22 protein-coding genes are annotated in these 21,336 nt (G+C 62.3%); 4 read left to right on the forward strand and 18 right to left on the reverse strand.

What is annotated here, in order from left to right; translation table 11 throughout:
* Nucleotides 1-15: 15 nt before the first annotated feature.
* The 9 genes from flgJ to flgB all read right to left on the reverse strand — a co-directional run bounded on the left by flgJ (nt 16) and on the right by flgB (nt 7,993).
* Nucleotides 16-936, reverse strand: coding sequence for a flagellar assembly peptidoglycan hydrolase FlgJ (flgJ, locus tag BDD18_RS11565; protein ID WP_142083335.1), 921 nt, complete (start codon nt 934-936; stop codon nt 16-18).
* Between the two features lies 1 nt (nt 937).
* Complete coding sequence (locus BDD18_RS11570) at nt 938-2,089, reverse strand: flagellar basal body P-ring protein FlgI (protein WP_142083336.1); 1,152 nt, start codon at nt 2,087-2,089, stop codon at nt 938-940.
* 288 nt (nt 2,090-2,377) lie between these two features.
* The gene (locus BDD18_RS11575) at nt 2,378-3,112 is read right to left on the reverse strand and encodes a flagellar basal body L-ring protein FlgH (RefSeq protein WP_420837318.1); all 735 of its coding nucleotides are present in this window, start codon (nt 3,110-3,112) and stop codon (nt 2,378-2,380) included.
* Nucleotides 3,113-3,139: 27 nt separating this feature from the next.
* Complete coding sequence (flgG, locus tag BDD18_RS11580; protein WP_066692915.1) at nt 3,140-3,922, reverse strand: flagellar basal-body rod protein FlgG; 783 nt, start codon at nt 3,920-3,922, stop codon at nt 3,140-3,142.
* A gap of 45 nt (nt 3,923-3,967) precedes the next feature.
* Nucleotides 3,968-4,708 (reverse strand): flagellar basal-body rod protein FlgF, encoded by a 741-nt coding sequence (gene flgF, locus BDD18_RS11585; protein ID WP_142083337.1) that lies wholly within the window; start codon nt 4,706-4,708, stop codon nt 3,968-3,970.
* Nucleotides 4,709-4,902: 194 nt separating this feature from the next.
* A complete protein-coding gene (gene flgE, locus BDD18_RS11590; protein WP_142083339.1) occupies nt 4,903-6,357 on the reverse strand; it encodes a flagellar hook protein FlgE in 1,455 nt (484 codons plus the stop codon).
* 54 nt (nt 6,358-6,411) lie between these two features.
* A complete protein-coding gene (locus tag BDD18_RS11595) occupies nt 6,412-7,068 on the reverse strand; it encodes a flagellar hook assembly protein FlgD (RefSeq protein WP_066692921.1) in 657 nt (218 codons plus the stop codon).
* A 27-nt stretch (nt 7,069-7,095) separates the two neighbouring features.
* The gene (gene flgC / locus BDD18_RS11600) at nt 7,096-7,500 is read right to left on the reverse strand and encodes a flagellar basal body rod protein FlgC (RefSeq protein WP_066692924.1); all 405 of its coding nucleotides are present in this window, start codon (nt 7,498-7,500) and stop codon (nt 7,096-7,098) included.
* A gap of 28 nt (nt 7,501-7,528) precedes the next feature.
* Nucleotides 7,529-7,993 carry a flagellar basal body rod protein FlgB gene (gene flgB, locus BDD18_RS11605; protein WP_066692927.1) on the reverse strand — a complete coding sequence of 155 codons (465 nt, stop codon included), beginning with the start codon at nt 7,991-7,993 and terminating at the stop codon, nt 7,529-7,531.
* A gap of 299 nt (nt 7,994-8,292) precedes the next feature.
* On the opposite strand from flgB, the gene flgA reads away from it, so the two are divergent.
* From flgA to BDD18_RS11620, 3 genes are all read left to right on the forward strand, one after another.
* Nucleotides 8,293-9,018, forward strand: coding sequence for a flagellar basal body P-ring formation chaperone FlgA (flgA, locus tag BDD18_RS11610; protein ID WP_142083341.1), 726 nt, complete (start codon nt 8,293-8,295; stop codon nt 9,016-9,018).
* Nucleotides 9,019-9,109: 91 nt separating this feature from the next.
* A complete protein-coding gene (gene flgM / locus BDD18_RS11615; RefSeq protein WP_066692929.1) occupies nt 9,110-9,430 on the forward strand; it encodes a flagellar biosynthesis anti-sigma factor FlgM in 321 nt (106 codons plus the stop codon).
* Nucleotides 9,431-9,469: 39 nt separating this feature from the next.
* On the forward strand, nt 9,470-9,853 hold the full coding sequence (locus BDD18_RS11620; RefSeq protein WP_142083343.1) for a hypothetical protein: 384 nt from the start codon (nt 9,470-9,472) through the stop codon (nt 9,851-9,853).
* A gap of 181 nt (nt 9,854-10,034) precedes the next feature.
* Here BDD18_RS11620 and BDD18_RS11625 read toward each other — a convergent pair whose 3' ends face one another.
* From BDD18_RS11625 to motA, 9 genes are all read right to left on the reverse strand, one after another.
* Nucleotides 10,035-10,751: an RNA polymerase sigma factor FliA gene (locus tag BDD18_RS11625; RefSeq protein ID WP_066692935.1), complete on the reverse strand. Its 717-nt coding sequence runs from the start codon at nt 10,749-10,751 to the stop codon at nt 10,035-10,037.
* Nucleotides 10,752-10,757: 6 nt separating this feature from the next.
* Nucleotides 10,758-11,555 (reverse strand): hypothetical protein, encoded by a 798-nt coding sequence (locus BDD18_RS11630; RefSeq protein WP_142083344.1) that lies wholly within the window; start codon nt 11,553-11,555, stop codon nt 10,758-10,760.
* Entirely contained in the window at nt 11,548-13,089 is a 1,542-nt protein-coding gene (gene flhF, locus BDD18_RS11635) for a flagellar biosynthesis GTPase FlhF (protein ID WP_142083346.1), read from the reverse strand. The genes BDD18_RS11630 and flhF overlap by 8 nt, the downstream gene beginning before the upstream one ends.
* Nucleotides 13,086-15,170 (reverse strand): flagellar biosynthesis protein FlhA, encoded by a 2,085-nt coding sequence (gene flhA, locus BDD18_RS11640; RefSeq protein WP_066692941.1) that lies wholly within the window; start codon nt 15,168-15,170, stop codon nt 13,086-13,088. The genes flhF and flhA overlap by 4 nt, the downstream gene beginning before the upstream one ends.
* Nucleotides 15,167-16,327: an EscU/YscU/HrcU family type III secretion system export apparatus switch protein gene (locus tag BDD18_RS11645; RefSeq protein WP_142083348.1), complete on the reverse strand. Its 1,161-nt coding sequence runs from the start codon at nt 16,325-16,327 to the stop codon at nt 15,167-15,169. Before BDD18_RS11645 ends, flhA begins: the two co-directional genes overlap by 4 nt.
* A 109-nt stretch (nt 16,328-16,436) precedes the next feature.
* Complete coding sequence (locus BDD18_RS11650) at nt 16,437-17,060, reverse strand: protein phosphatase CheZ (RefSeq protein WP_066787437.1); 624 nt, start codon at nt 17,058-17,060, stop codon at nt 16,437-16,439.
* Nucleotides 17,061-17,064: 4 nt separating this feature from the next.
* Nucleotides 17,065-17,451, reverse strand: coding sequence for a chemotaxis response regulator CheY (gene cheY, locus BDD18_RS11655; RefSeq protein ID WP_066692949.1), 387 nt, complete (start codon nt 17,449-17,451; stop codon nt 17,065-17,067).
* 68 nt (nt 17,452-17,519) lie between these two features.
* Entirely contained in the window at nt 17,520-18,452 is a 933-nt protein-coding gene (gene motB / locus BDD18_RS11660; RefSeq protein ID WP_066692952.1) for a flagellar motor protein MotB, read from the reverse strand.
* Between the two features lie 12 nt (nt 18,453-18,464).
* Nucleotides 18,465-19,325: a flagellar motor stator protein MotA gene (motA, locus tag BDD18_RS11665; protein ID WP_142083350.1), complete on the reverse strand. Its 861-nt coding sequence runs from the start codon at nt 19,323-19,325 to the stop codon at nt 18,465-18,467.
* Between the two features lie 689 nt (nt 19,326-20,014).
* Between motA and BDD18_RS11670 the strand changes: the two genes are divergently transcribed.
* The gene (locus BDD18_RS11670) at nt 20,015-21,163 is read left to right on the forward strand and encodes a flagellin (protein ID WP_142083352.1); all 1,149 of its coding nucleotides are present in this window, start codon (nt 20,015-20,017) and stop codon (nt 21,161-21,163) included.
* Nucleotides 21,164-21,336 lie beyond the last annotated feature (173 nt).

Below are 21,336 nucleotides of genomic sequence, written 5' to 3' on the forward strand. Positions count from 1 at the left end.
TTTACACCGCTTCCATCATGCTTGCGCCTTCTGGGCCCGCAGTGCGCTCTGAATGGCACCGCTGAGTTTCCTGGCGTATTCGGGGTCTGTGGCGTAGCCCGCCTTCTGAAGTTCGGCGGCATAGGCCACGGCAGAGCCAGTCCGGGCCGTGGCCTGGGCTTTTTCGTAGCGGGGGTTGTCGGTGATGAGCCGGGCGTAGTCGCGGAACGAATCTTCGTACGAGTCGTAGGCGCGGAACTTGGCCACCACCTTGCGGGGCACGCCGTTGATGTATTCGGTGGTGGTGACCTCGGCCACCTTGCCCGTCCAGCCCTTGCCTGCCTTGATGCCGAACAGGTTGAACGAAGTGGAGCCGTCCTTGTTGCGGATTTCGCTGCGGCCCCAGCCGGTTTCGTGGCCTGCCTGGCCCAGCATGAAGCTGGCAGGAATGCCGCTTTCCTTGGCCACGGCTTCGGCCGTGCTGCTCAGGTGCTGCACAAAATCGTCACGCCCCTTGGGGGCGGGCGTGGTGGTGTTGATGGGGCTGACTGCCCCCTTGGTGGCCACGCCAGCGCGGCCCGTGACTTGCGGCAGGCTCAGCGTGGAAGGCACCGAGAAGGTGGGCTCTGCCACACCCATCTGGCGCGAGAGTTGCCGTGCAATCGCTTCCGACAAGCCCCCAGGCTGCCCAGACATCTGCACCGACAGTTGCTGGTCCAGCATGTCCGAGCCCAGGTCGCCCTGGGCGCCGTCGAGCAGGCCCGACTTCATGGTGGCCTCGCGCATGCTTTTGATCAGCTCGCGCATGAACAGCGACTCGAACTGCTTTGCGGCTTCCTTGGCCGCATCGGGGCTGTTTTGCCCCGCTTCCAGCTTGAGGTTGTTGAGCGAGCGCGTGTCCACCGCCAGCGCCTGGCGGGCGCTGCTGGGAGCAGACGAGGGCAGGGTCAGGGCCATGTCAGATCACCTCCAGCTCCGCGTTCAGAGCGCCAGCGGCCTTGATGGCCTGCAAGATGGCCAGCAGGTCCTGCGGTGTGGCACCCAGCTGGTTCAAGGCGCGCACCACATCGGCCAGTTGGGCCGAGGGCGGCATCTGGATGATGTTGCCGGGCTCCTGGTTGATGGTGATGTCGCTCTTTTGCGTGACCACCGTTTGCCCCTGCGACAGCGGATTGGGCTGGCTGATGACCGGGGTGGAACTGATGGTGATGGACAAGTTGCCGTGCGCAATGGCGCACGAGCCCAGCGTGACGGCCTGGTTGAGCACGATGGAGCCCGTGCGGGCGTTGATGACCACCTTGGCCGTGGGCACGCTGTTTTCCAGGGGCAGCTCTTCCAGGTCGGCGATGAAGCCCACGCGGGCACCGGGGTCCTGAGGTGCGCGTACCTGCACGGTGCGGCCGTCAATGGCGGTGGCCAGGCCGTTGCCCAGCTTGGCGTTGATGGCTTGGGCCACCTTGCGGGCGGTCTGGAAGTCTGAGGCGTTCAGGCCCAGGTTGATGGTGTCGCTGTCATGCAGTGGCGTGGGCACGGTGCGCTCGACCTGCGCGCCCTGCGGAATGCGGCCAGCCGCGAGGTGGTTGATCTGCACCTTGCTGCCGCCTGCCGACGCCCCGGCGCCACCCACCACCAGGTTGCCCTGGGCCAAAGCGTAGACCTCGCCATCGGCACCGCGCAGCGGCGTGGTGATGAGGGTGCCGCCCTTGAGCGACTTGGAGTTGCCCATGGAAGACACGTTCACGTCCAGCATCTGCCCCGGCTGCGCAAACGCGGGCAACTGGGCGGTGACGATGACGGCTGCCACGTTCTTGAGCTGCAACTGCGAGGCCGTGCCCGGCGGCAGGGGGATGCCCATTTGCTGCAGGTAGTTGGACATGGCCTGCGTGGTGTAGGGCATCTGCGTGGTCTGGTCGCCTGTGCCGTCCAGCCCCACCACCAGACCATAGCCGGTGAGCTGGTTGCTGCGCACGCCTTGCACGGCCGCCACTTCCTTGATGCGCAATGCGTGCGCTGCAGGCGATGCCGCCGCCAGCACTGCGGCCAGCAAGAGCCAGAGTGCGCGCAGGCTGCGCGACCAAACGGAGTGGGACGAGGCTTTCATGGCTTCCATTGTGGTCGGCCATGGCAAGAACTAAAACCCAAAAAGAAGCCGGTTCACCGGTCTATTGCCTCGGATGGCGCTGCGCTGCTGGCACGCGCCCAGCGCATGCCCTGCGCGGAGAATTTCAATAAAAATGCCACCCGGCGCTTATGTATCAAGCGCGGGTAGCTATCAAAATATGAGTGATTGGCGGGGCCGGTGCTAGCGGGTGGCGCGACCACCATGGTGTGCCGCGCGCGGCCGCCGAGCCTTCATGCCGGCCCCGGCAGCGCGCGAAGCGACCGAAGCAGGCCCCGTTCAGAACGGTGTGACCTTGTTGAAGAAGCGGCCCAGCCAGCCCATGGCCTGGGCTTCGCTTTGCGCGCCCCGGCCACGCGATTCCACGCGCACATTGGCCACCTGGGTGGAATTGATGACGCTGCCCGGCTGCATTGCGCGGGGGTCGATGGTGCCGGAAAACCGCAGCACGTCCACGTTCTGGTTCACGCCAATCTGCTTTTCGCCCGCCACCACCAGGTGTCCGTTGGGCAGCACGTCGATCACGGTGGCGGTGATGGAGCCCTGGAAGGTGTTGGCGCTTTCCGTGCCGCCCTTGCCCGAGAAGGTGTTACCCGAGCTGGCGCCCAGGCTGAGCTTGTCGGTGAGGGTGGCCTTGGCGAATGGCAAGGCCGTGACGCCGCCGCTGACTTCGGAGCTGCGGTCTACTGTGGACGATGAAGCCTGCTTGGCGGTCACTGTCTCCACGATCTGGATGGTCACCAAATCACCCACCAGCCGTGCGCGCCGGTCTTCGAACGAAGGGCGGTAGCTGGCTGCGTTGTACAGGCTGCCGGTGGCGGGCGCAGGCGCAGCGCGGGGGGCGACGGTGAGTTGTAGCGGGGCCGTGGGCAGGATGTCCACCGGGGGCGGTGGCGACATGCTGGCGCAGCCGGTGGCCAAAGCCACCAGGGCGATGCTGGCGCTGACGGCCAGCGTTCTGCGTGCGGTGCCCTGGGTGCTGAGGGCCATCAGGGTGAATGCGGTGCGGTTCATGGCAGGCTTTCTTCAGGCGGCGCGGGCTCAGAGCTGGCTCAGCTTGGCCAGCATCTGGTCGGTGGTGGAGATGGCCTTGGAATTCATCTCGTAGGCGCGCTGCGTCTGGATCATGTTCACCAGCTCTTCCACCACGTTCACGTTGGAAGACTCCAGAAAGCCCTGCTTGATGATGCCCAGCCCGTTGGTGCCAGGCGTGCCCTGCTGGGGCTGGCCCGAGGCTGCAGATTCCTTGAACAGGTTTTGCCCGATGGGCTCCAGGCCGCCCGCATTCACAAACCCCGACATGGCCAGGTTGCCCAGAGGCTGGGGCTGGGTGTTGCCCGGCACGGTGGCGCTCACGGCGCCGTCGTTGCTGATGCTGATGTTGGTGGCGTTGGGCGGAATGGTGATGCCGTTGGCCACCGGCAGGCCACCCGAGGTGACCAGGCGGCCCTGGGCGTCCACCTTGAAGGAGCCATCTCGGGTGTAGCCGATGGTGCCGTCGGGCATGGTCACTTCAAAGAAGCCGTTGCCGTTGATGGCCACGTCCAGGCTGTTCTTGGACTCTTGCAGGCTGCCCTGCTCGAAGTTGCGGCCAATCGACACCGTGCGCGCACCCAGGCCCATGTGCAGCCCGGTGGGCAGCTGGTTTTGCTCTGTGGCGGCAGCGCCCACCTGGCGGTAATTCTGGTAGGCCAGGTCTTCCACGTTGGCAAAGTTGCGCTTGAAGCCGGTAGTGGAGACGTTGGACAGATTGTGCGAATGCAGATCGATCTTGGTCTGCTGCACGGTCATGCCGGACTTGGCGGTGTAGAGGGCGGTGAACATGGCGATTTCCTTGAGGGCGGTTCAGCGTGGGCGTGGGGCCGACGGTCAGCCGTTGAGGCTGAGCAGCTGGGCGGCTGATTTGTCGTTGGTTTCGGCCGTTTGCAGAAGCCGCATCTGTTGTTCGAACTGGCGGGAGGCTGCGATCATGCCGACCATGCTCTCCACCGGGTTCACGTTGGAGCCTTCGAGCGCACCGCTGAGCATGCGCGCTGCTGCATCGTTGGGCATGGGCTCACCCGAGGCGGTGCGAAACAGCCCGTCGTCGCCGCGCTTGAGCGGGTCTTCCGCCGTGGGAGAAGCCAGCTTGAGCCGGCCTACTGCAGCGGGCGGCTGGCCTGCGGCCTTGGCGGTGATGGTGCCGTCGGCGCCCAGGGTCACTTCGGCGCCCTGGGGAATGTCGATGGGTGCGCCACCGTCAGACAGCACAGGCAGGCCCGAAGGCGTGACCAGCTGGCCCGCGGCCGAGACGTTGAACGAGCCCGCACGGGTGTAGGCCTCCAGGCCATCGAGCCCCTGCACGGCAAACCAGGCGTTGCCCATGGCCATCGCGTCCAGGCTGCGCCCGGTGGTCTTGGCGGGGCCAGCGGTGTTCAGGTAACCCGACGTGGCTTCCAGCGCGAACACGCGGGTGGTGGAGCCGTCGCCCTGCATCGGCACCGAGCGGAAGGTGGACATCTCTGCCCGAAAGCCGTTGGTGGACGCATTGGCCAGGTTGTTGGCCAGCACCGACTGCCGGTGGGCAGCGGCGTTGGCACCTGTCATGGTGGTGTAGATGATGCGGTCCATAACGCCATGTTCCTTTCAGTTCCCTGCGATCCCGCACGCCGTCCACTGCGCATGCAGCTGGCGCGGCCCAAGCCAGCGCAGCCGCGCAAGGGCCTGAGCCGGCCGCACCGCCCCGCCGCGCTGGGTGCGTCCCGCTCCCGTAGCGCGCAGCGCGTAGAGAGAGGGGGAAGGCGCGAAGCGACTCAGGGGGTGTCTCATCTCAAGTTCACCAGGGTGGACAGCACCTGGTCTTGCGTCTTGATGGTCTGTGCATTGGCCTGGTAGGCGCGCTGGGCGGTTATCATGTTGACCAGCTCGGCCGTCAGGTCCACGTTGGATTCTTCGAGCGCACCAGAGCGCAGCGAGCCGAAGTTGCCGGCGGTGGCCGCGCCCTTGACGGGTTGGCCCGACTCGAAAGTTTCCACCCAGTTGTTCCCGCCGATGGAGGCAAGCCCCTGGGTGTTGCGGAAACTGGCCAGCGCCAGCTGCCCTTCGGCACGGGTGACGCCGTTGGAGTAGCGCGTCATGATCATGCCGTTGTTCTCGATGTTGATGCCTGTCAGCTCACCGGACGCATAGCCGTCCTGCGTCAGCTCGGACACCGCGAACTTCGCACCGAACTGGGTGGTCTTGCTCAGGTCCAGACTGACGTCGAACTTCGTCGGCGGGTTGTTGGGGTTGGCCTGGCTGGGGTCTACCGACAGGTTTAGCTTGAACTCGAATGTGGTCGGTGCCGTTGGATTAACAGTGAAGGTTTCAGTATTCACCACCCAGTCGATAGTCTTATTTGGCGTCACCGAGGTGTCTTTGACCTCTGTCCATTTCCATGTGACATCAGACTTCTCAAAGGTACCGTCAGCTTTGCGGGTGGTCCTTATGCCTGCCTCGAAGTTACCATCTGAATTTGGCTTCCCCGTGGGCTGCGTCATCCCGATGATGTTGCCGTTGCCGTCCATTTCGATCTTGCCCACAAAGCGGCCGATCACTGGCGGGACGGCGTTCTTATCATTCAGCTTGTCGTAGATTTCCCAGCTGTTGGAGCCGTTCTTTTGAAAATATAAGTTCACAGGTGTGGGTACACCTTGGGTGTCAAACACATTAATGGACGTGCCATAGGTGGAGCGGTCGGCCGGTTGTACTGGTGGCGTGGCTTTGAGGTCGCCAACTGCGGTTGCGTCCAGATTCATGCCCAGCACGATGTTTTGCGTCTTTTTGGCAGGGATGGGCTCAGAGGTGGGGAACACCATAGGCACAGGCTCGTTGCTGCGCTGACCCGTCACGGGATTGATGGCGTAGCCCAGAATTTGTGCCCCATCGTTGGTGACCATGTTGCCCACCTTGTCGAGCTTGAAGTTGCCCGCGCGGGTGTAGGCCTGGGTCTGGTCCGGCAGCTTCAGCATAAAGAAGCCATTGCCGTTGATGGCCACGTCCAGGTTATTGCCCGTGATGTTCAGATTGCCCTGGGTGAACTGCTGGGCTACGTTGGCCGTCTCCACCCCGATACCGGCGCTGGAGCCGCCTGCCGAGCCGATGGCAGAAGCCACCATTTCCGCAAACTCCGCGCGCGAGGCCTTGAAGCCCACGGTGTTGGAGTTGGCGATGTTGTTGCCGATCACGTCCAGATTCTTGCTGGCGGCGTTCAGGCCGGAGAGGCCTTGTTGAAAACTCATGGTGTTCTCCTGGGAGGGCGGTGTGTTCGATGCGGTCGTGGGAAATGGCGGTCGTCAGACCATGGCCTTGATGTCGGTGTAGCGGACGGCCTGGCCGTTCGAGAGGTTCAGCATCAGCTGGCCGTCCTCGGCGCCTGCGGCGACCACCTTCGACAGGGCCAGCGAGGTGGTTCCCACCTGGGTGTTGCCGTTGAGTGCCGTGACCCGGAAGCGCAGCCCATCGGTAGAGCCTGCGTATTTGCTGCTGTCCCAGTTGAACAGGCGCCGGCCCGCGCCCTGGCCGCCCATGTCCACGGTATCTACGACCTGGCCGTTGGCGTTGACGATCTCCACCTTCACACTGGTGGCGGCAGAGGCCAGCTCGAAGCCTCCCTTGCCCGTCTTGTCGTCGATGGTGACGGTGGAGCCTTCGGTCAAGACACTGCGCCCCACCAGGGCGGTGCCCTGCATGACCTGCAGCGAATTGAACTGCGCCGCCATGCTGGCCATGGTCTGGTTCAGCTGCTGGATGCCAGTCACCGTGTTGATCTGCGCCATTTGCGATGTCATCTGGGCGTTGTCCAGAGGATTCATCGGGTTCTGGTTGTTCAGCTGCGCCACCAGCAGTTTCAGAAACCGGTCCTGCGCTGCCGCCGGATCGGTGTTGGGGTCAGAGGCCTTGGTGCTGCCCGTGGTGGTACCAGCGGTGGCTTGGGTGGGGCTGATGATCATGCGGATCTCTCCTGGATGCCGGGTCGGTTACTGGCCCATTTGCAGGGTCTTGAGGAGCAGCGACTTGGCTGTGTTCATGACCTCGACGTTGTTCTGGTACGAGCGCGAGGCAGAAATCATGTTGACCATTTCTTCCACGGCGTTCACGTTGGAGTGGTTCACGTAGCCCTGCTCGTCGGCCAGGGGGTGCGCGGGGGCGTGCACCTTGCGTCCGGGCGCATCGCTTTCCTTGATGGACGACACACGCACGCCTGCGGCACTGTCGGTACCCATGGGTGTGGTCTGGAAAACCACTTGCCGGGCCTTGTAGGCCTTGCCATCCGGGCCTGCCACGGCGTCTACGTTGGCCAGGTTGCTGGCCACCACATTCAGGCGCTGCGACTGCGCGCTGATGGCGCTGCCAGACACATTGAAGATGGAGAACATGGACATGGGGTGCCTCGTTGGGTGGTGTTTGCGCTTACTGGCCCTGGATGGCGCTGAGCATGGTCTTGGCGTTGCCGTTGATGAAGCGCAGGGTGGCTTCGTAACGCACCGCGTTGTCCACAAAGTTCGCGCGCTCGCGGTCCAGGTCCACCGAGTTGTTGTCTAGCGCAGGTTGGGTCTGCACGGCATAGCCGAGCTTGCCGGGGCCGCCCAGGGTGGAAGCCGAGCCCGAGCCGGTGGTGGTGGCGCGGAAATGCCGGGGGTCCGAGGTGGCGGTGCTGACTGCGGGCCCCTTGTCTCCGTTCAGAACGGACTTCACATCCGTGCCTGCAGGCGCTTTGGTGGCTTCGCGCAAGGTGCTGGCAAAGTCAAAGTCCCGCGCAACGTAGCCGGGGGTGTCTGCGTTGGCAATGTTGCTGGCAATGATGCGCTGGCGCTCGGCGCGCAAAATCAGCGCGTTGCCCTGAAAACCCAGCTGGTTGGTCATCTTGTCAAGCATGGTTGCCTCACATCCTGTATCGCTTGGCGCCTGGGCCCGGAGCGGGCTTTGGCGTGGTTCGATTATGGAAATGGCAGGTTTTTTCTAAAGCCCGAAGAACGCGGAAATGGCCGCGCAGTTTCGGGTTTTGCAGGTTGCGATGCCGTCCTATAGTGACGGCGTTGGAATGGGTCTGCGGCCCCTTGCCCGCCAAAGCCGCCCTCGACCTTGACTGCGTGATTGCCCCGGGCTTGGCTGCTGTCATCGAACCATTCCACCGCGGCGCAGCGGGTTGGCGCCATTACTGGAGAGTGCTCACCATGCCGTCCCTTTCATTTTTTCGTTGTGCCTGGCTGGCCCTGTCGGCTTTTGTCTTTGCGGGCGCCGCACAGGCGCAAGCCGTGGCCGATCCGGCCTCAGAGCTCGGCGCGCTCACCCAGCGCTGGCTGGACGACGCCCTGACCCGCAACCAGGCCCCCGGCGCCACGCTGCGCATGGAGGTGAGCGTGGGCACCCTGGACAGCCGCCTGCGCCTGGCCCCTTGCAGTCGTGTGGAACCTTATCTGCCTGCAGGCTCGCGCCTGTGGGGGCGCACCCGGCTGGGTTTGCGCTGCGTAGAGGGCAGTTCCGCCTGGAATGTGTTCCTGCCTGTCACCATCAAGGCCTGGGGTCCGGCCTGGGTGCTCACGGGCAATGTCGCCCCCGGCGCGGTGCTGACGGCCAACGATGCAGCCCAGGCGGAAGTCGACTGGGCCGCAGACGCTGCGCCGGTGCTGGCAAACCCAGAGGCGTGGCTGGGCCAAACGGCCACGCGCCAATTGATGGCCGGGCAGGCCTTGCGCCAGTCCATGGTCAAAGCCCCCAGCCTGTTCAAGGCCGGCGCCCAGGTGCGTGTGTCAGCCCAAGGCCCGGGTTATGCTGTGACTTCTGCAGGTCAAGCGCTGTCTGCCGGCTCTGTCGGGCAGACTGTGCGCGTGAGAATGGACAATGGTCGGATAGTGAGTGGAATTGTTTCCGAAGATGGAACGGTGACCATCACTCTTTGAGGATTTGCCCGCATAAACACCTAAAGTCCTGCGAAAACGGGTCGAAAACATTGCTACTGAGCCCCACATCACCGGGGTGGTGGAGAGAGCGATGAAGATAGGTCAAAAACCGGAACTCCCGGGCGCATTGGCGCAGACAGGGCTTGCCAAGCAAGCCAAAAGTCCAGCCCCAGCAGCCGAAGGGGTGGCGAAAGGCGCTGCAGCTGCGTCGGCCGCCGGTGTGCCTGTCACCGTGTCTGGCTCGGCCCGGGCACTGGAGCAGTCCGGCCGCACGTCCAGTGAATTTGATGCCAAGCGGGTCAGCGAAGTGCGCGCAGCGATTGGCAATGGCACGTTCAAGGTCAACGCTGAGGTGATTGCAGACAAAATGCTGTCCGGCGCCCAAGAAATCTTTTCCCGTTCGCGCGGCTGAGCACCAGATCCATCGGGCTTGGGCTAGCGCATCTCCACCATGTCGTTAGAAGAAGCCCTCACCGCTGTAGAGCAACACATCGAACAAGTTTCAGGGGCCTTGCTGTCCCTGGATGCCCCTGCGCTGGAGACCGCCAGCACTGCGCTGCGCGACGCAGCCGCTCGATTTACCTGGGTGCTGGAGCAATCCAAAGGCATTTCCGCCGCCCAACTTCCCCCTCAGTTTGAAAAACGGCTGGCCGCCATTGGCCAGCAACTGGCCGTCCAACGTGACAACCTGGCCCGTGTATCCGTGATCACCGACCGGCAAGTCGCCGTGGTGGTTCCCCAGGCGGGCAGTGCCCAGTCGGCCACCTACGGCAACCCCCAAGCTGGCCCGAGCAAGGCGGGCGCGGTGGCGCGAATCTACCGTTCGGCAGGCTGAGTTTCTTGCACGTGCGTTGCCTGTACTTCGCAGGCGTGGGTATCCCGTCCCTGGCGACCTGCAGTTGTGGCGCGCGGCGGGCCAATTTCAATTGGAATAGTTTGCTATAAAAACAATAGCTTCCAGCGCTTGCCTATCAAGCGCTAGAAGCTATTTTTATTGCAAACCCTGCGGGGTGGCGTCAGTGGCTGCGCATTTTGGCGCGCAGGCGTGCGATGGACTGGCTGTGCAGTTGGCACACGCGCGATTCGGTCACGCCGAGCACGGCGGCAATTTCCTTGAGGTTCATGTCGTGCTCGTAGTACATGCCCATGATGTATTGCTCCCGCTCGGGCAAGCTCTTGATGGCGTTGACGAGTGAGGCCCGCAGGCGCTGGTCGCGCAGCAGCTCTGCCGGGTCCGCCCCGGCGTCGGCAACGTGGCGGTCCAGAAAACCGTCTTCGTCGTCCCCGCCATGGGTCATGTCTTCCAGATACACCAGTTGGGTGCCGCGCACTTTGCTCAGCAGGCTTTGGTACTCGGCCAGGCTCAGTTCCATCTCTGCGGCGATTTCTGATTCGAGCGGGCTGCGCCCCAGCTTTTGCTCCAGACGGTGCAATGCGTGCTCAATGTCTTTCTGGCTTTTGCGCGAACTGCGCGACATCCAGTCGCTCTCGCGCAACTCGTCGAGCATGGCCCCGCGGATGCGCTGGCTGGCGAAGGTTTCGAACTGCACTCCCTGGGCGGTTTCGTAGCGCGAGAGGGCTTCCGCCAAGCCCATCATGCCCACCTGGATCAGGTCGTCCAGCTCCACATTGGGAGGCAGCTTCGCAATCATGTGGTGCGCAATCCGTCGAACCAGCGGAACATGCTGGCGGATCAGCGCATCACGATCGAGCTGGCCTTTGGCGGTGTACATCACAGATCAGTGGCTCCGGATGGGTTGTGCAGATACTTCTGAAAAACCCTTCAAACTGCCCGAGGACAAGGTGCCCTGCGGCCCATGGATGGTGCCCGCGTTTTCCAGCAGTTGCAAGGCCAAGCGTTGAACGTCGTGGGGGTTATTGGCCGACACGGTGGCGGTGCGCACGCGCCCGCTCAGATGACGCTCGGCACAGTCCTGCAGCGTTTGCAAGGCTCCCAGCACTTTGCGTCGTTCCGCGGGTGTATCGGTTTGCAGCACAGACGCCACTGTACAGGGCAACCCCGTGTGCGTGGCGATGTGCTTGAGGCTTTTGTAGCAAGAGAGCACCCCGGCCGAACCACCCTCCATCACCGCCAGCGGAATGGTGCTGGTATGGGTGAGCAAAGGTGCCAGCAGGCCCGCAGGCGCGTGCAGCACCAGCATGCCGTAGGCGCGGAAATAGGGCTGCAGGCTCTGCAAAGGCGGTGTGCCCTCGCTGTAGGCCTGGCGTTGCAGCTGGAGCATGCCCCGGGCTGCAGGCAGCACCGCCACCGAAGTGACTGATGCGCTGGCATTCAGCCCATCGTTCCAGGGGGCTTGCAGCAGATGGCTGAGGCCGGGGGATTCATCGGTTTCCAGCGCTGTGCCGTCCAGCACCGCCACCGGGTATCCCAGGCGCTGCAGGTTGGCGCAGATCTGCCAGAGCATTTCCAGGCCGCTGGAAGCACGCTCCTGGCTGGCCACCGCCAGCACACGCAACTGCGCCTGGGGCGTAAAGCTGTTCAGGCCCGCCGCTTGGTGAAAACCGGTATCAAGCATCAACCAGTCCTTTCTCGCTCAGGGCCTCAGGCGCGTTCGAGAAGTAGTAGTTCAGCTCCACCGACTTGGGGTCGAAAGCGGATTTGACGGGTGCACGCATGGATGCGCTGATGAGCTTGTGCGCCTCGGCGGCTTCCCAGTCTTCGGGCACGCGCTGGCCGTTGGTCACACCGCGCAACACCATTTGGTGGCGGATGAGCGCGTCGATAGAGGGACCGAGCTTCACGGCTTCGTCCACCTTCGACAAGATGGCCTGCTGCGAGCCCGCGGTCTTGAACGAGGTCAGCACATCGTCCAGCGTGTCGCCGTGGCAGCCTGCGTTGAGCACCAGCAGGCGGTTCACATGGGGCAGGTCCAGCACGTCCAGCATGCTGCGCTTGCGGGGGTCGCGCGGTGCCACGCCGGTGGTGTCGATCAACACCATCTTCTTGCCGCTGAGCAGACCCAGCAGGTCTTGCAGCGCGGCACGGTCATGGGCCAGGTGGGCCACGATGCCCAGCATGCGGCCATAGGTGCGCAGTTGTTCATGGGCTCCCACGCGGTAGGTGTCGAGCGTGATCAGGCCCACGCTGCCAGGGCCATGCACGCGGGCGCACAGTGCAGCCAGCTTGGCCGTGGTGGTGGTCTTGCCTACACCGGTAGAGCCCACCAGGGCAAAGATGCCGCCTTGCTCGTACAGCGGTACGTCGTGTTCGTCGGTCTTGAGGTTGCGCTCCAGCACTTCCATCAGCCAGCGCACGGAGTCGCCAGCGGACAGGTCTTCGGGCAGACGTTCCAGCACTGCGCGCGCCAGGGCGGGCGAGTAACCTGCGCGAATCATCTTCAGCATCAGGTTGGACTGGATGGGGTTTTGCTTGGCCTGCCCCAGCCATGCCATGGTGTTGAAGCGGTCTTCAATCATCTCCTTCATGGCGTGCAGCTCGTTCATCAGGCTTTGCTGCTGGGCCATGGAGATGGCGGCCGCTGCGGGCTCGGCCTTGCGCCGTGGCGCGGGCTGGGGCAGGTCCATGGGGATGGAGCGCAGGGGGTTGTGGCGCACCACGGCAGGGGCAGCAGGGCGTTCGCGGGGGAAGTCGCGGTCTTGGTCGCGGCTGCGCTCGGCAAAGGTGGGCGGCGTGGACGGGCCGTTCATGGCTTCATGGCGGCGGCGCAGCATGCGCTCGCGCACGTAGTCCTGGAACGACAGTGTGCTCATTGCCAGCTGTTCGGTGTCTTCTTCCACCGGGTTGTGGCGGCTGGCGGGGGCCGCCATCTGTGTAGCGCGGGGTGCTGCACGGTGGTTGTTCTTGCCGCCGAGCCGGTCGTCATCATGGGGGCGCGAATCCTGGAAGTCGCGGCCACCTTGTGGTGCGGGGCTGCCCGAGCCTTGGGCCGCGCTGTCCAGCGCAGACAGGGTGTCTTCGGCGGTTGCCACCACTTCCACGCCGTTGGCGGTGGGCCGGTTGGACAGGATGAGGGTGCCCTCGCCAAAGGCCATGCGCGCCTTGGCCAATGCCTCGCGGGAGGTGGGGGCGGTAAAGCGTTTGATGTTCATGCTGATGCACCTCTGAGAATGGGCCCAATCCGGATGGTGTGGGTCTCGGGAATTTCACTGTGCGCAAGCACCTGCAGGCGGGGAGCGACACGGCGCACCAAGCGGGAGATGGCATTGCGGATTTGGTCTGGCACCAGCAGGCAGGCGGGCAAGCCCATTTCTTCCTGCTTCAGGGCCACTTCGGCGGCCTTCTGGGTCAGGATGTCGGCCACGCCGGGGTCCAGCGCGGGACCGGCGGCATTGCCCAAGGCCTGTACCAAGAGGCGTTCCAGCCCAGGCTCGATGGCGATGACGTTGAGTTCGCGGGTGGGGCCGTAGATCTGCTGGACGATGGCGGGCGACAGTGCAATGCGCACGCGCCGTGCCAGCTCCACAGGGTCGGACACCGTACCAGCGTGCTCGGCCAGGGTTTCGATGATGGTGCGGATGTCGCGGATGTGCACAGACTCTTCCAGCAGCAGCTGGAGAACTTTCTGGAACGTTGCGATCGACACCATTTTCGGAACCACTTCTTCGATGAGCTTGGGGGCCAGCTTGCCTACGTGTTCCACCAGTTGCTGGGTTTCGGTGCGACTGAGGAGCTTGGCTGCCTGGACTTGCATCAAGTGTGACAAATGCGTCGCCATCACGGTTTCTGAATCAACGACGGTAAAACCCGCCATTTGTGCCGCTTCCTTTTGGCGATCGTCAATCCAGTGTGCTGGCAGGCCGAATGCAGGGTCGGTGGTGGGCGTGCCGATCAGGGGCGTGGTGATGCCGCCGGGATTGATGGCCAGGAACATGCCGGGGAAGGCCTCGCCTTCGCCCACCACCACGCCGCGCAGGGTGATGCGGTAGGCGCTGGGCTTGAGTTCCAGGTTGTCGCGCACATGCACGGCAGGGGGCAGGAAACCCACTTCCTGCGCAAACTTGCGGCGCACGCCCTTGATGCGGGTGAGCAGGTCGCCCTGGCGGTTCTTGTCCACCAGCGAGATCAAACGGTAGCCCAGTTCCAGGCCCAGCAGGTCGATGGGCTGCAGGTCGTCCCAGGTGGCTTCGCCATCGGTTGTGGGTGGTGCGGGTGGGGCCTCGGGTTCGGCGGGGGCTTGCTGGCGCTGGTACAGCGTCCACGCGCCATAGCCAAACGCGGTGCCAATCACCAGAAACACGATGTGGGGCATGCCGGGAATCAGCCCCAGCATGATCAGAATGCCGGCCGTCACGCCCAGCACGCGGGGCGACATGAAGAGCTGCTGCACGATCTGGCGGCCCATGTCGTGCTCTTTGCCGACGCGCGACACCACCATGGCGGCGGCTACGGAAATCAGCAGGCCAGGAATCTGGGCAACCAGCGCATCACCGATGGCCAGCAGGATGTAGCTGTCGGCGGCTTCCTTGGCCGTGAGACCGTGTTGCAGCACGCCAATGGTGAAGCCGCCCACGATGTTGATCAGCAAAATCAGGATACCGGCCACGGCATCGCCGCGCACGAACTTCGAGGCACCGTCCATGGAGCCGAAGAAGTTGGCTTCTTCTCCCACCTCAGCACGGCGGCGTTTGGCTTCTTTCTCGTCAATCAGGCCAGCATTCAAGTCCGCGTCCACAGCCATCTGTTTGCCTGGCATCGCATCCAGGGTGAAGCGGGCTGACACTTCGGCAATACGCTCGGCACCCTTGGTCACCACGATGAAGTTGATGACCACCAGGATGGCAAACACGATGAGACCCACGGCAAAGTTGCCACCGATCAGAAAGTGGCCAAAGGCCTCAATCACTGCGCCTGCTGCGCCAGGGCCGGTGTGACCTTCCAGCAGCACCACGCGGGTGGAAGCCACGTTGAGCGACAGGCGCATCAGCGTGGTCAGCAGCAGCACCGATGGGAAGGCTGCGAAGTCCAGCGGCCGGATCATGTAGGCCGCGACCATCATCACCATCAGGGCAACGGCGATGTTGAGGGTGAAGAAAGTGTCCAGCAGCCATGCGGGGATGGGCAGCACCATCAACGCCAGAATGGCCACGACCAGCAGGGGGGCGGACATGCCTTGCAGAACCGAGGTGTTCTTGCCCGCCCACAATTTCAGGTAGTTGACGGAGGTGTTCATGCAGATTCACCTTTGGCCTGGGCCGAAAGCTTGTTGTGTGGATCGAGTTCTGGCGGTACGTACGGTTCGACCAGCTCGCCGGGCATGCGGCCCTGGCCGCGCATGGCTGCCTTGAGCCGGTAAACATAGGCCAGCACCTGGGCTACCGCGGTGTACAGGGTGGCCGGAATGGGTTGGTCCAGCCCGGCGTGCGCATACAAGGCGCGCGCCAGCATGGGCGACTGCAGCACCGGAATGTCGTGGCCCTTGGCCAAATCACGAATGCGCATGGCCACCAGGTCGGTGCCGCGCGAAATCACCTGGGGGGCTGACATGGTGGCTTCGTCGTACTTGAGTGCCACGGCGTAGTGGGTGGGGTTCATCACCACAAAATCAGCCTTGGGCACAGCGCCCACGCTGGCACGGTCGGCCAGTTCGCGTTGCTTTTGGCGGATGCGGCCTTTGGTGTGGGGGTCGCCTTCGGCTTCCTTGTGTTCTTTCTTGACTTCTTCGTGGGACATCTTGAGGCCCGATTTGAAGAAGAAGGCCTGCAGCGGAATGTCGATCAGTGCGGCCAGAAAGACCACCAGCAGCAGCATGCTGACCCCGGTGGTGAGCCATTCGGCCATGGCGCGAATGGCGCTGGTGGAAGGTTGTAATACCAGCATCGCAATGCTCTCGATGCTGTTGCCCATGTACTTCCAGGCCACAAAAGCCAGGGTGGACGTCATGAGCACCATCTTGGCCACGTTGGCCAGTTGCTGCTTCGCAAACAGGTTGGTGAAGCCCGTGATGGGGTTCAGGCGGTTGAATTGCGGCGTGATGGGCTTGGTACTGAAGATCCAGCCACCCGCACCAATGGCGCTGATGACGGCTGCCATGCTGGTCAGCACGGCAAACACCACGCTGGCGACCAGCCCCACCATGACCACGGCTTGCATGCGTTCGAGCATGCTGCCGGGCGTCATGACCGTGCGCGAGTCAAACACGAGTTGTTGGCTCAGGGCCTTTTGCAAGTGGTCCATGAGCGTAGGTGCCAGGACCAGAATGCTGGCAGCTCCTGCACCCAGGATGGCCAGGTGTGACAAGTCCTGCGAGCGCGCACCTTGGCCATCTTCGCGCGCTTTTTGTAGCTTGCGCTCCGTGGCGGGTAATTCTTTGTCTTGGCTGGAGTCCATGATGGCATGACGGCTGGGTCATGCCATTGTCGTAAGCAGCTCAGAAATCTAAAGGCGGAAAAGGGGCCGCTGGGGCCCCTTATTCAAGCATCGCAGAATGCTGCCAGGATCAGAATCCCAAACTGGCGAGAAGATCGTCCACCTGGGATTGATCGGTCACGATGTCCGGGGTGTTCTCGGGATCCACCACCGGGCCTTGCAGCTTGGCTGGCTCTGGCGTGGGTACGACGACCTGGGCATTTGCTGGAGCCGTCTGGATGAGAAGCTGCACCAGTTGTTCTTCGATGGTTGCTGCCAGATTTACCACCCTGGTAATCACCTGGCCTGTCAGGTCGTGGAAGTCCTGCGCCATCATGATTTCGGTCAGGTGAACGTCGGCCTCTTTCGTGACGCGTTCCACGTCCGTCAGGAAGTTGAAGATTTCACCCTTGGCAACCGCGGCGACCGGGTCTTTGACCAATGAATCCACCACACGCCGGGTTTCCGAGGCGATGAAGTCGTGCTGGGCCTTGGCCAGTTCCACGCGGCTGAGCACTTTTTCGGCGGCTTCGCCGGTCAACCGCGCTATGTAGGAAAGGCGGCTCTGGGCATCGGGCAACTCACCCATGGAGCCCCGCAGTTTTTCCGCAAAGCCCAATTCGTTCAGCGAATCGTGGAGCTGCCGGGTCAGCTGTCCGATCTTGTGATGGATATCTGTTGCCGCCTCCGCAGGGGTGATTTCTGGCGTGTCCATGGCTTCACAGTCCCATTTTCTTGAGGATCAGCAGAACTTTTTCTTCCAGAGTGGCTTTGGTGAACGGCTTGACGATGTAGCCCGCAGCGCCCCCTTGGGCGGCGGCAACAATGTCTTCCTTGCGCGCCTCGGCAGTGACCATGAGAACCGGCAGGTGCTTGAGCTTGTCGTCTTTTTTGATTTCAGATAGCAGCTGAAAGCCGTTCATGTTCGGCATGTTGATGTCAGTGACGACAAAATCAAATTTGCCATTGCGCAGCTTGTTGAGCGCAGCGACGCCATCTTCCGCCTCATCGGCATCTGGAAAGCCGCTTTCCTTGAGCAGGTTGCGAACGATGCGGCGCATGGTGGAGAAGTCGTCAACGATAAGAAAGCGAAGGGCTGTGGTCACGTGGGACCCTTTCGGTCGAAATGTCTGATATTGTCAAGTGTGGCAGGTTTTGTGACAAGGCGTAACGTCTACCTGCCCTCCTCGGGATTTTCCTGCTTTTCCATCGACAGTTCAGTCGATGTTACGGTGGGAGTCCCTTTTCCCATGAGTCTTTCTTCAGCTTCACGGGTTAATACCGTGATGGTAATGCGGCGGTTGGCGGCGGACCGAGGGTTGTCTGGTTCTAGCAGATCGCTGGCTGCGAGCCCCACGACCCGTCCCAATTTGGCATCTGGCATGCCAGCCGCCACCAGTTCCCGGCGGGTGGCATTGGCCCGGTCGGAAGACAATTCCCAGTTGCTGTAGCCACGGTCGCTGTTGCTGTAGGGCACGGCATCGGTGTGACCGGCAAGGCTCACGCGGTTTTCCACACCGTTGAGCGCCGCACCAATTTCCCGAAGGATGTCGCGCATGTAAGGCTTCACCATCGCGCTGCCGCTGTCGAACATCGGGCGGTTTTGATCGTCCACGATCTGAATTTGCAGGCCATCCGGCGTCACATCGATGCGAATTTGCGACTTGTATTCGTTCAGGCGCGGGTTTTCCGTGATCAGCGCGTCGATTTTGGCTTGTAGTGTCTTGATGCGCTGGGCATCTTGCTTGGCGCGCTCGGCTCTGGCGGTGTCAATGCTCTGGCGGCGCGCTTTTTCCGAGTCTGCGTCAGAGCGTCGCACCTGCCCGTGCACTTTCGAAAGGTCATTGCCCCCACCCGGGATGACGCTGGAGCTGTTGCCCGAACCATCTCCACCGGCCATGGCCACTTTGAGTGGTGAACTGAAATAGTCTGAAATGCCCTGCAGCTCGCCCTTGGCGGTAGACCCCAGCAGCCACATCATCAGAAAGAAGGCCATCATGGCCGTCACAAAGTCGGCGTAGGCGATCTTCCACGCGCCGCCGTGGGCGGCATGGCCGCCCTTTTTGACGCGCTTGATGATGATGGGTTGAAGTTTTTTTTCTGCCACAGTGCAATCCGGTTACTTCTTGCCCTTCACGTGGCCTTCCAGCTCTGAGAACGTGGGGCGGTCTGTGGAGAACAGCACCTTGCGGCCAAACTCAATCGCTGTGGCCGGGTTGTAGCCCTGCATGCTGGCAAGCAACGTGGATTTGATGCACTGGAATTCTTTGGCGGCATCTTCGGTCTTTTGCTCCAGCAGGCCGCCCAGCGGCTCAACGAAACCGTAGGCCAGCAAGATCCCCAGAAACGTGCCCACCAGCGCCGAGGCGATCATGCCGCCCAGTACCGATGGGGGCTGCCCCACCGAGCCCATGGTGTTCACCACCCCCAGCACCGCAGCCACGATACCAAACGCAGGCAGAGCGCCGGCCAGGCGGGCGATGGCCGCCACCGGGGCATGGGCTTCTGCATGGTGGGTGTCGATTTCGGCGTCCATGAGCGCTTCGATCTCGTGCGAGTTCAGGTTGCCAGACACCATCATGCGCAGGTAGTCGGTAGTGAACTCGATCACGTGGTGGTCATTGCCCACCACGGGGTACTTCTTGAAGATTTCGGATTCGTGGGGCGCTTCCACGTCTTTTTCAATCGCCATCAGGCCTTCTTTGCGGGCTTTCTGAAGGATTTCGTACAACATCGCCAGCAGCTCCATATAGCGTGCCTTGGTGTACTTGCTGCCCTTGAGCGCCTGCGGAATCGCCTTGAGCGTGGCCTTGAGCACCTTGGGCTGGTTGTTGACCACAAACGCGCCCAGGGCACTGCCCCCGATGGTGATCATCTCAAAGGGAAGGGCTTTCAGGATGACCTGGATGTTCCCGCCGTGAACGATGTACACGCCGAAGATACAGCCGAGACTAACGATGTAACCAATGATGACTAGCATGGGGCGATTCTGGCAGAGTCTTGCCACTTCATTGGTGCAAACAAGACCCGCTTGGGCTGCCAGATTGCGTTGCTGGTGTATTTTGGCCACTGGCCACTGGCCACTGGCCACTGGCCGCACTGCGCACCGCTGTGCTGAGCGTCCGCCATGGCTGCTCACTGGCCCTTGTTCAAGCAGCGCATTTCACCGGCGCAGCCTACCGCAGCTGCTCGCAGTGAACCCTCACCTCTGTCACTTGCCTCGGATCACCGCCCGCTTCGCGCCATGAGTCCGCCTGTCGCTCGTGTCAAGCGGCGCTCTGCGCTCGTGCTGCATACCAAAGCCTGCGGCATCAGCGCATCGAAACCAACCCAACACCGACGCCGTAGAGAAGTACAAGCGAAATATGCCTAAAGTCCATTATTGGCAAGCGCTAACCGCTATTAAAAAATAGCAAAAATAACCTGACTGACGACCAAACGAAAAGACGTGTGCCGCTATTGATACACAAAAAGTTACGCCAGCCCTAAAGTTTGTTGCACATAGTTCCGATAACCAAAGCAACAGGGAACAAAAGCCCTGTCCCCGAAGGCAAACCACAACACACAAGTGGAGCGCCAACGGGTTGGGCAGCCAGCGTGTGCTGGCATTTGAGACACCGAAAGCAATACCGCTCGTTCGGGCTTTAAGTTACACAAGGAGCTATCACCATGGCAGTCATCAACACCAACGTTCAGTCGCTCAACGCACAGCGCAACCTGAGCGCATCGCAAAGCCAGCTGTCCACGTCCATGCAGCGCCTGTCGTCGGGCCTGCGCATCAACAGCGCTAAGGACGACGCCGCTGGCTTGGCAATCTCTGAGCGTATGAGCACCCAAATCCGTGGGTTGAACCAAGCTGCACGCAACGCCAACGACGGCGTGTCGCTGGCACAAACGGCCGAAGGGGCGCTGGGCACCATTGGCAACAACCTGCAGCGAATCCGCGAGCTGGCCGTGCAGTCGCGCAATGCCACCAACTCCAGCGACGACCGCGCAGCGCTGCAAAAGGAAGTCTCCCAGCTCAAGGGCGAAATTGGACGGGTTGCCAATCAGACGGCATTCAACGGCACCAAGCTCCTGGACGGCTCGTTCACCAGCCAGGCATTCCAGGTCGGCGCCAACCAAGGCCAAACCATCAACATCGCGGCCATCGCCAATGCGAACATCGATCAGCTTGGTACTTGGACCACACCGTCGTCGGCAGCGATGACAGGGGCTGCGGCATCGGCATTCACGGCCGTCACTGCTGGGGATATCAAAATCAACGGCATCAATATTGGCGCAGTGGCAGCAGGTGGTGCAGCACCGGCTCAGGGCGCCAACGTGGCAGCTGCCATCAACGCCATGAGTGTTGAGACCGGCGTGACTGCAACGGCAGATTCAGGGGGTTTGGTAACCCTGACCTCTGCCAATGCGTTCACCCTGGCCCTGTCGGGAACAGCAACCACCGCCACAACGGGTCTCACTGCAGGCTCCGCGACTGTGACGCCGGGCACCGCTCAGACCGGTTTCCTCAACCTGGACATTTCCACGACGGCGGGCGCAGACAACGCCATCCTGGCCATGGACGCAGCTTTGAAGGCTGTGAACTCCTCGAGGGCGGATCTGGGTGCGGTGCAAAACCGGTTCAGCTCGGTAGTGGAAAACCTGGCCACGACAACGGAAAACCTGTCCGCCTCGCGCAGCCGCATCATGGACGCGGATTTCGCGGCCGAAACCGCCAACCTCAGCCGCGCGCAAATCCTGCAGCAGGCCGGCACCGCCATGGTCGCGCAGGCCAACCAGCTTCCCCAAGGCGTCTTGTCGCTGCTGCGTTGATGACATAACAAGTGTCGGCTCCTGCAAAGGGGCCGCGCGGAAAGTCACTTTGGCACTCATGCCAGTCAGTTCACACTGACTGGCATTTTCTTTTTCAGGGTGCGCAGCTGGCACTGCTGCTGCTGCCGATGACAGCGAAAAGCTCCAGGTTTCACCCCTTTATCGGTGCAATG

Origin of the sequence: Acidovorax temperans, assembly GCF_006716905.1 — a bacterium.
In the GTDB taxonomy this organism is placed as follows: domain Bacteria; phylum Pseudomonadota; class Gammaproteobacteria; order Burkholderiales; family Burkholderiaceae_C; genus Acidovorax; species Acidovorax temperans.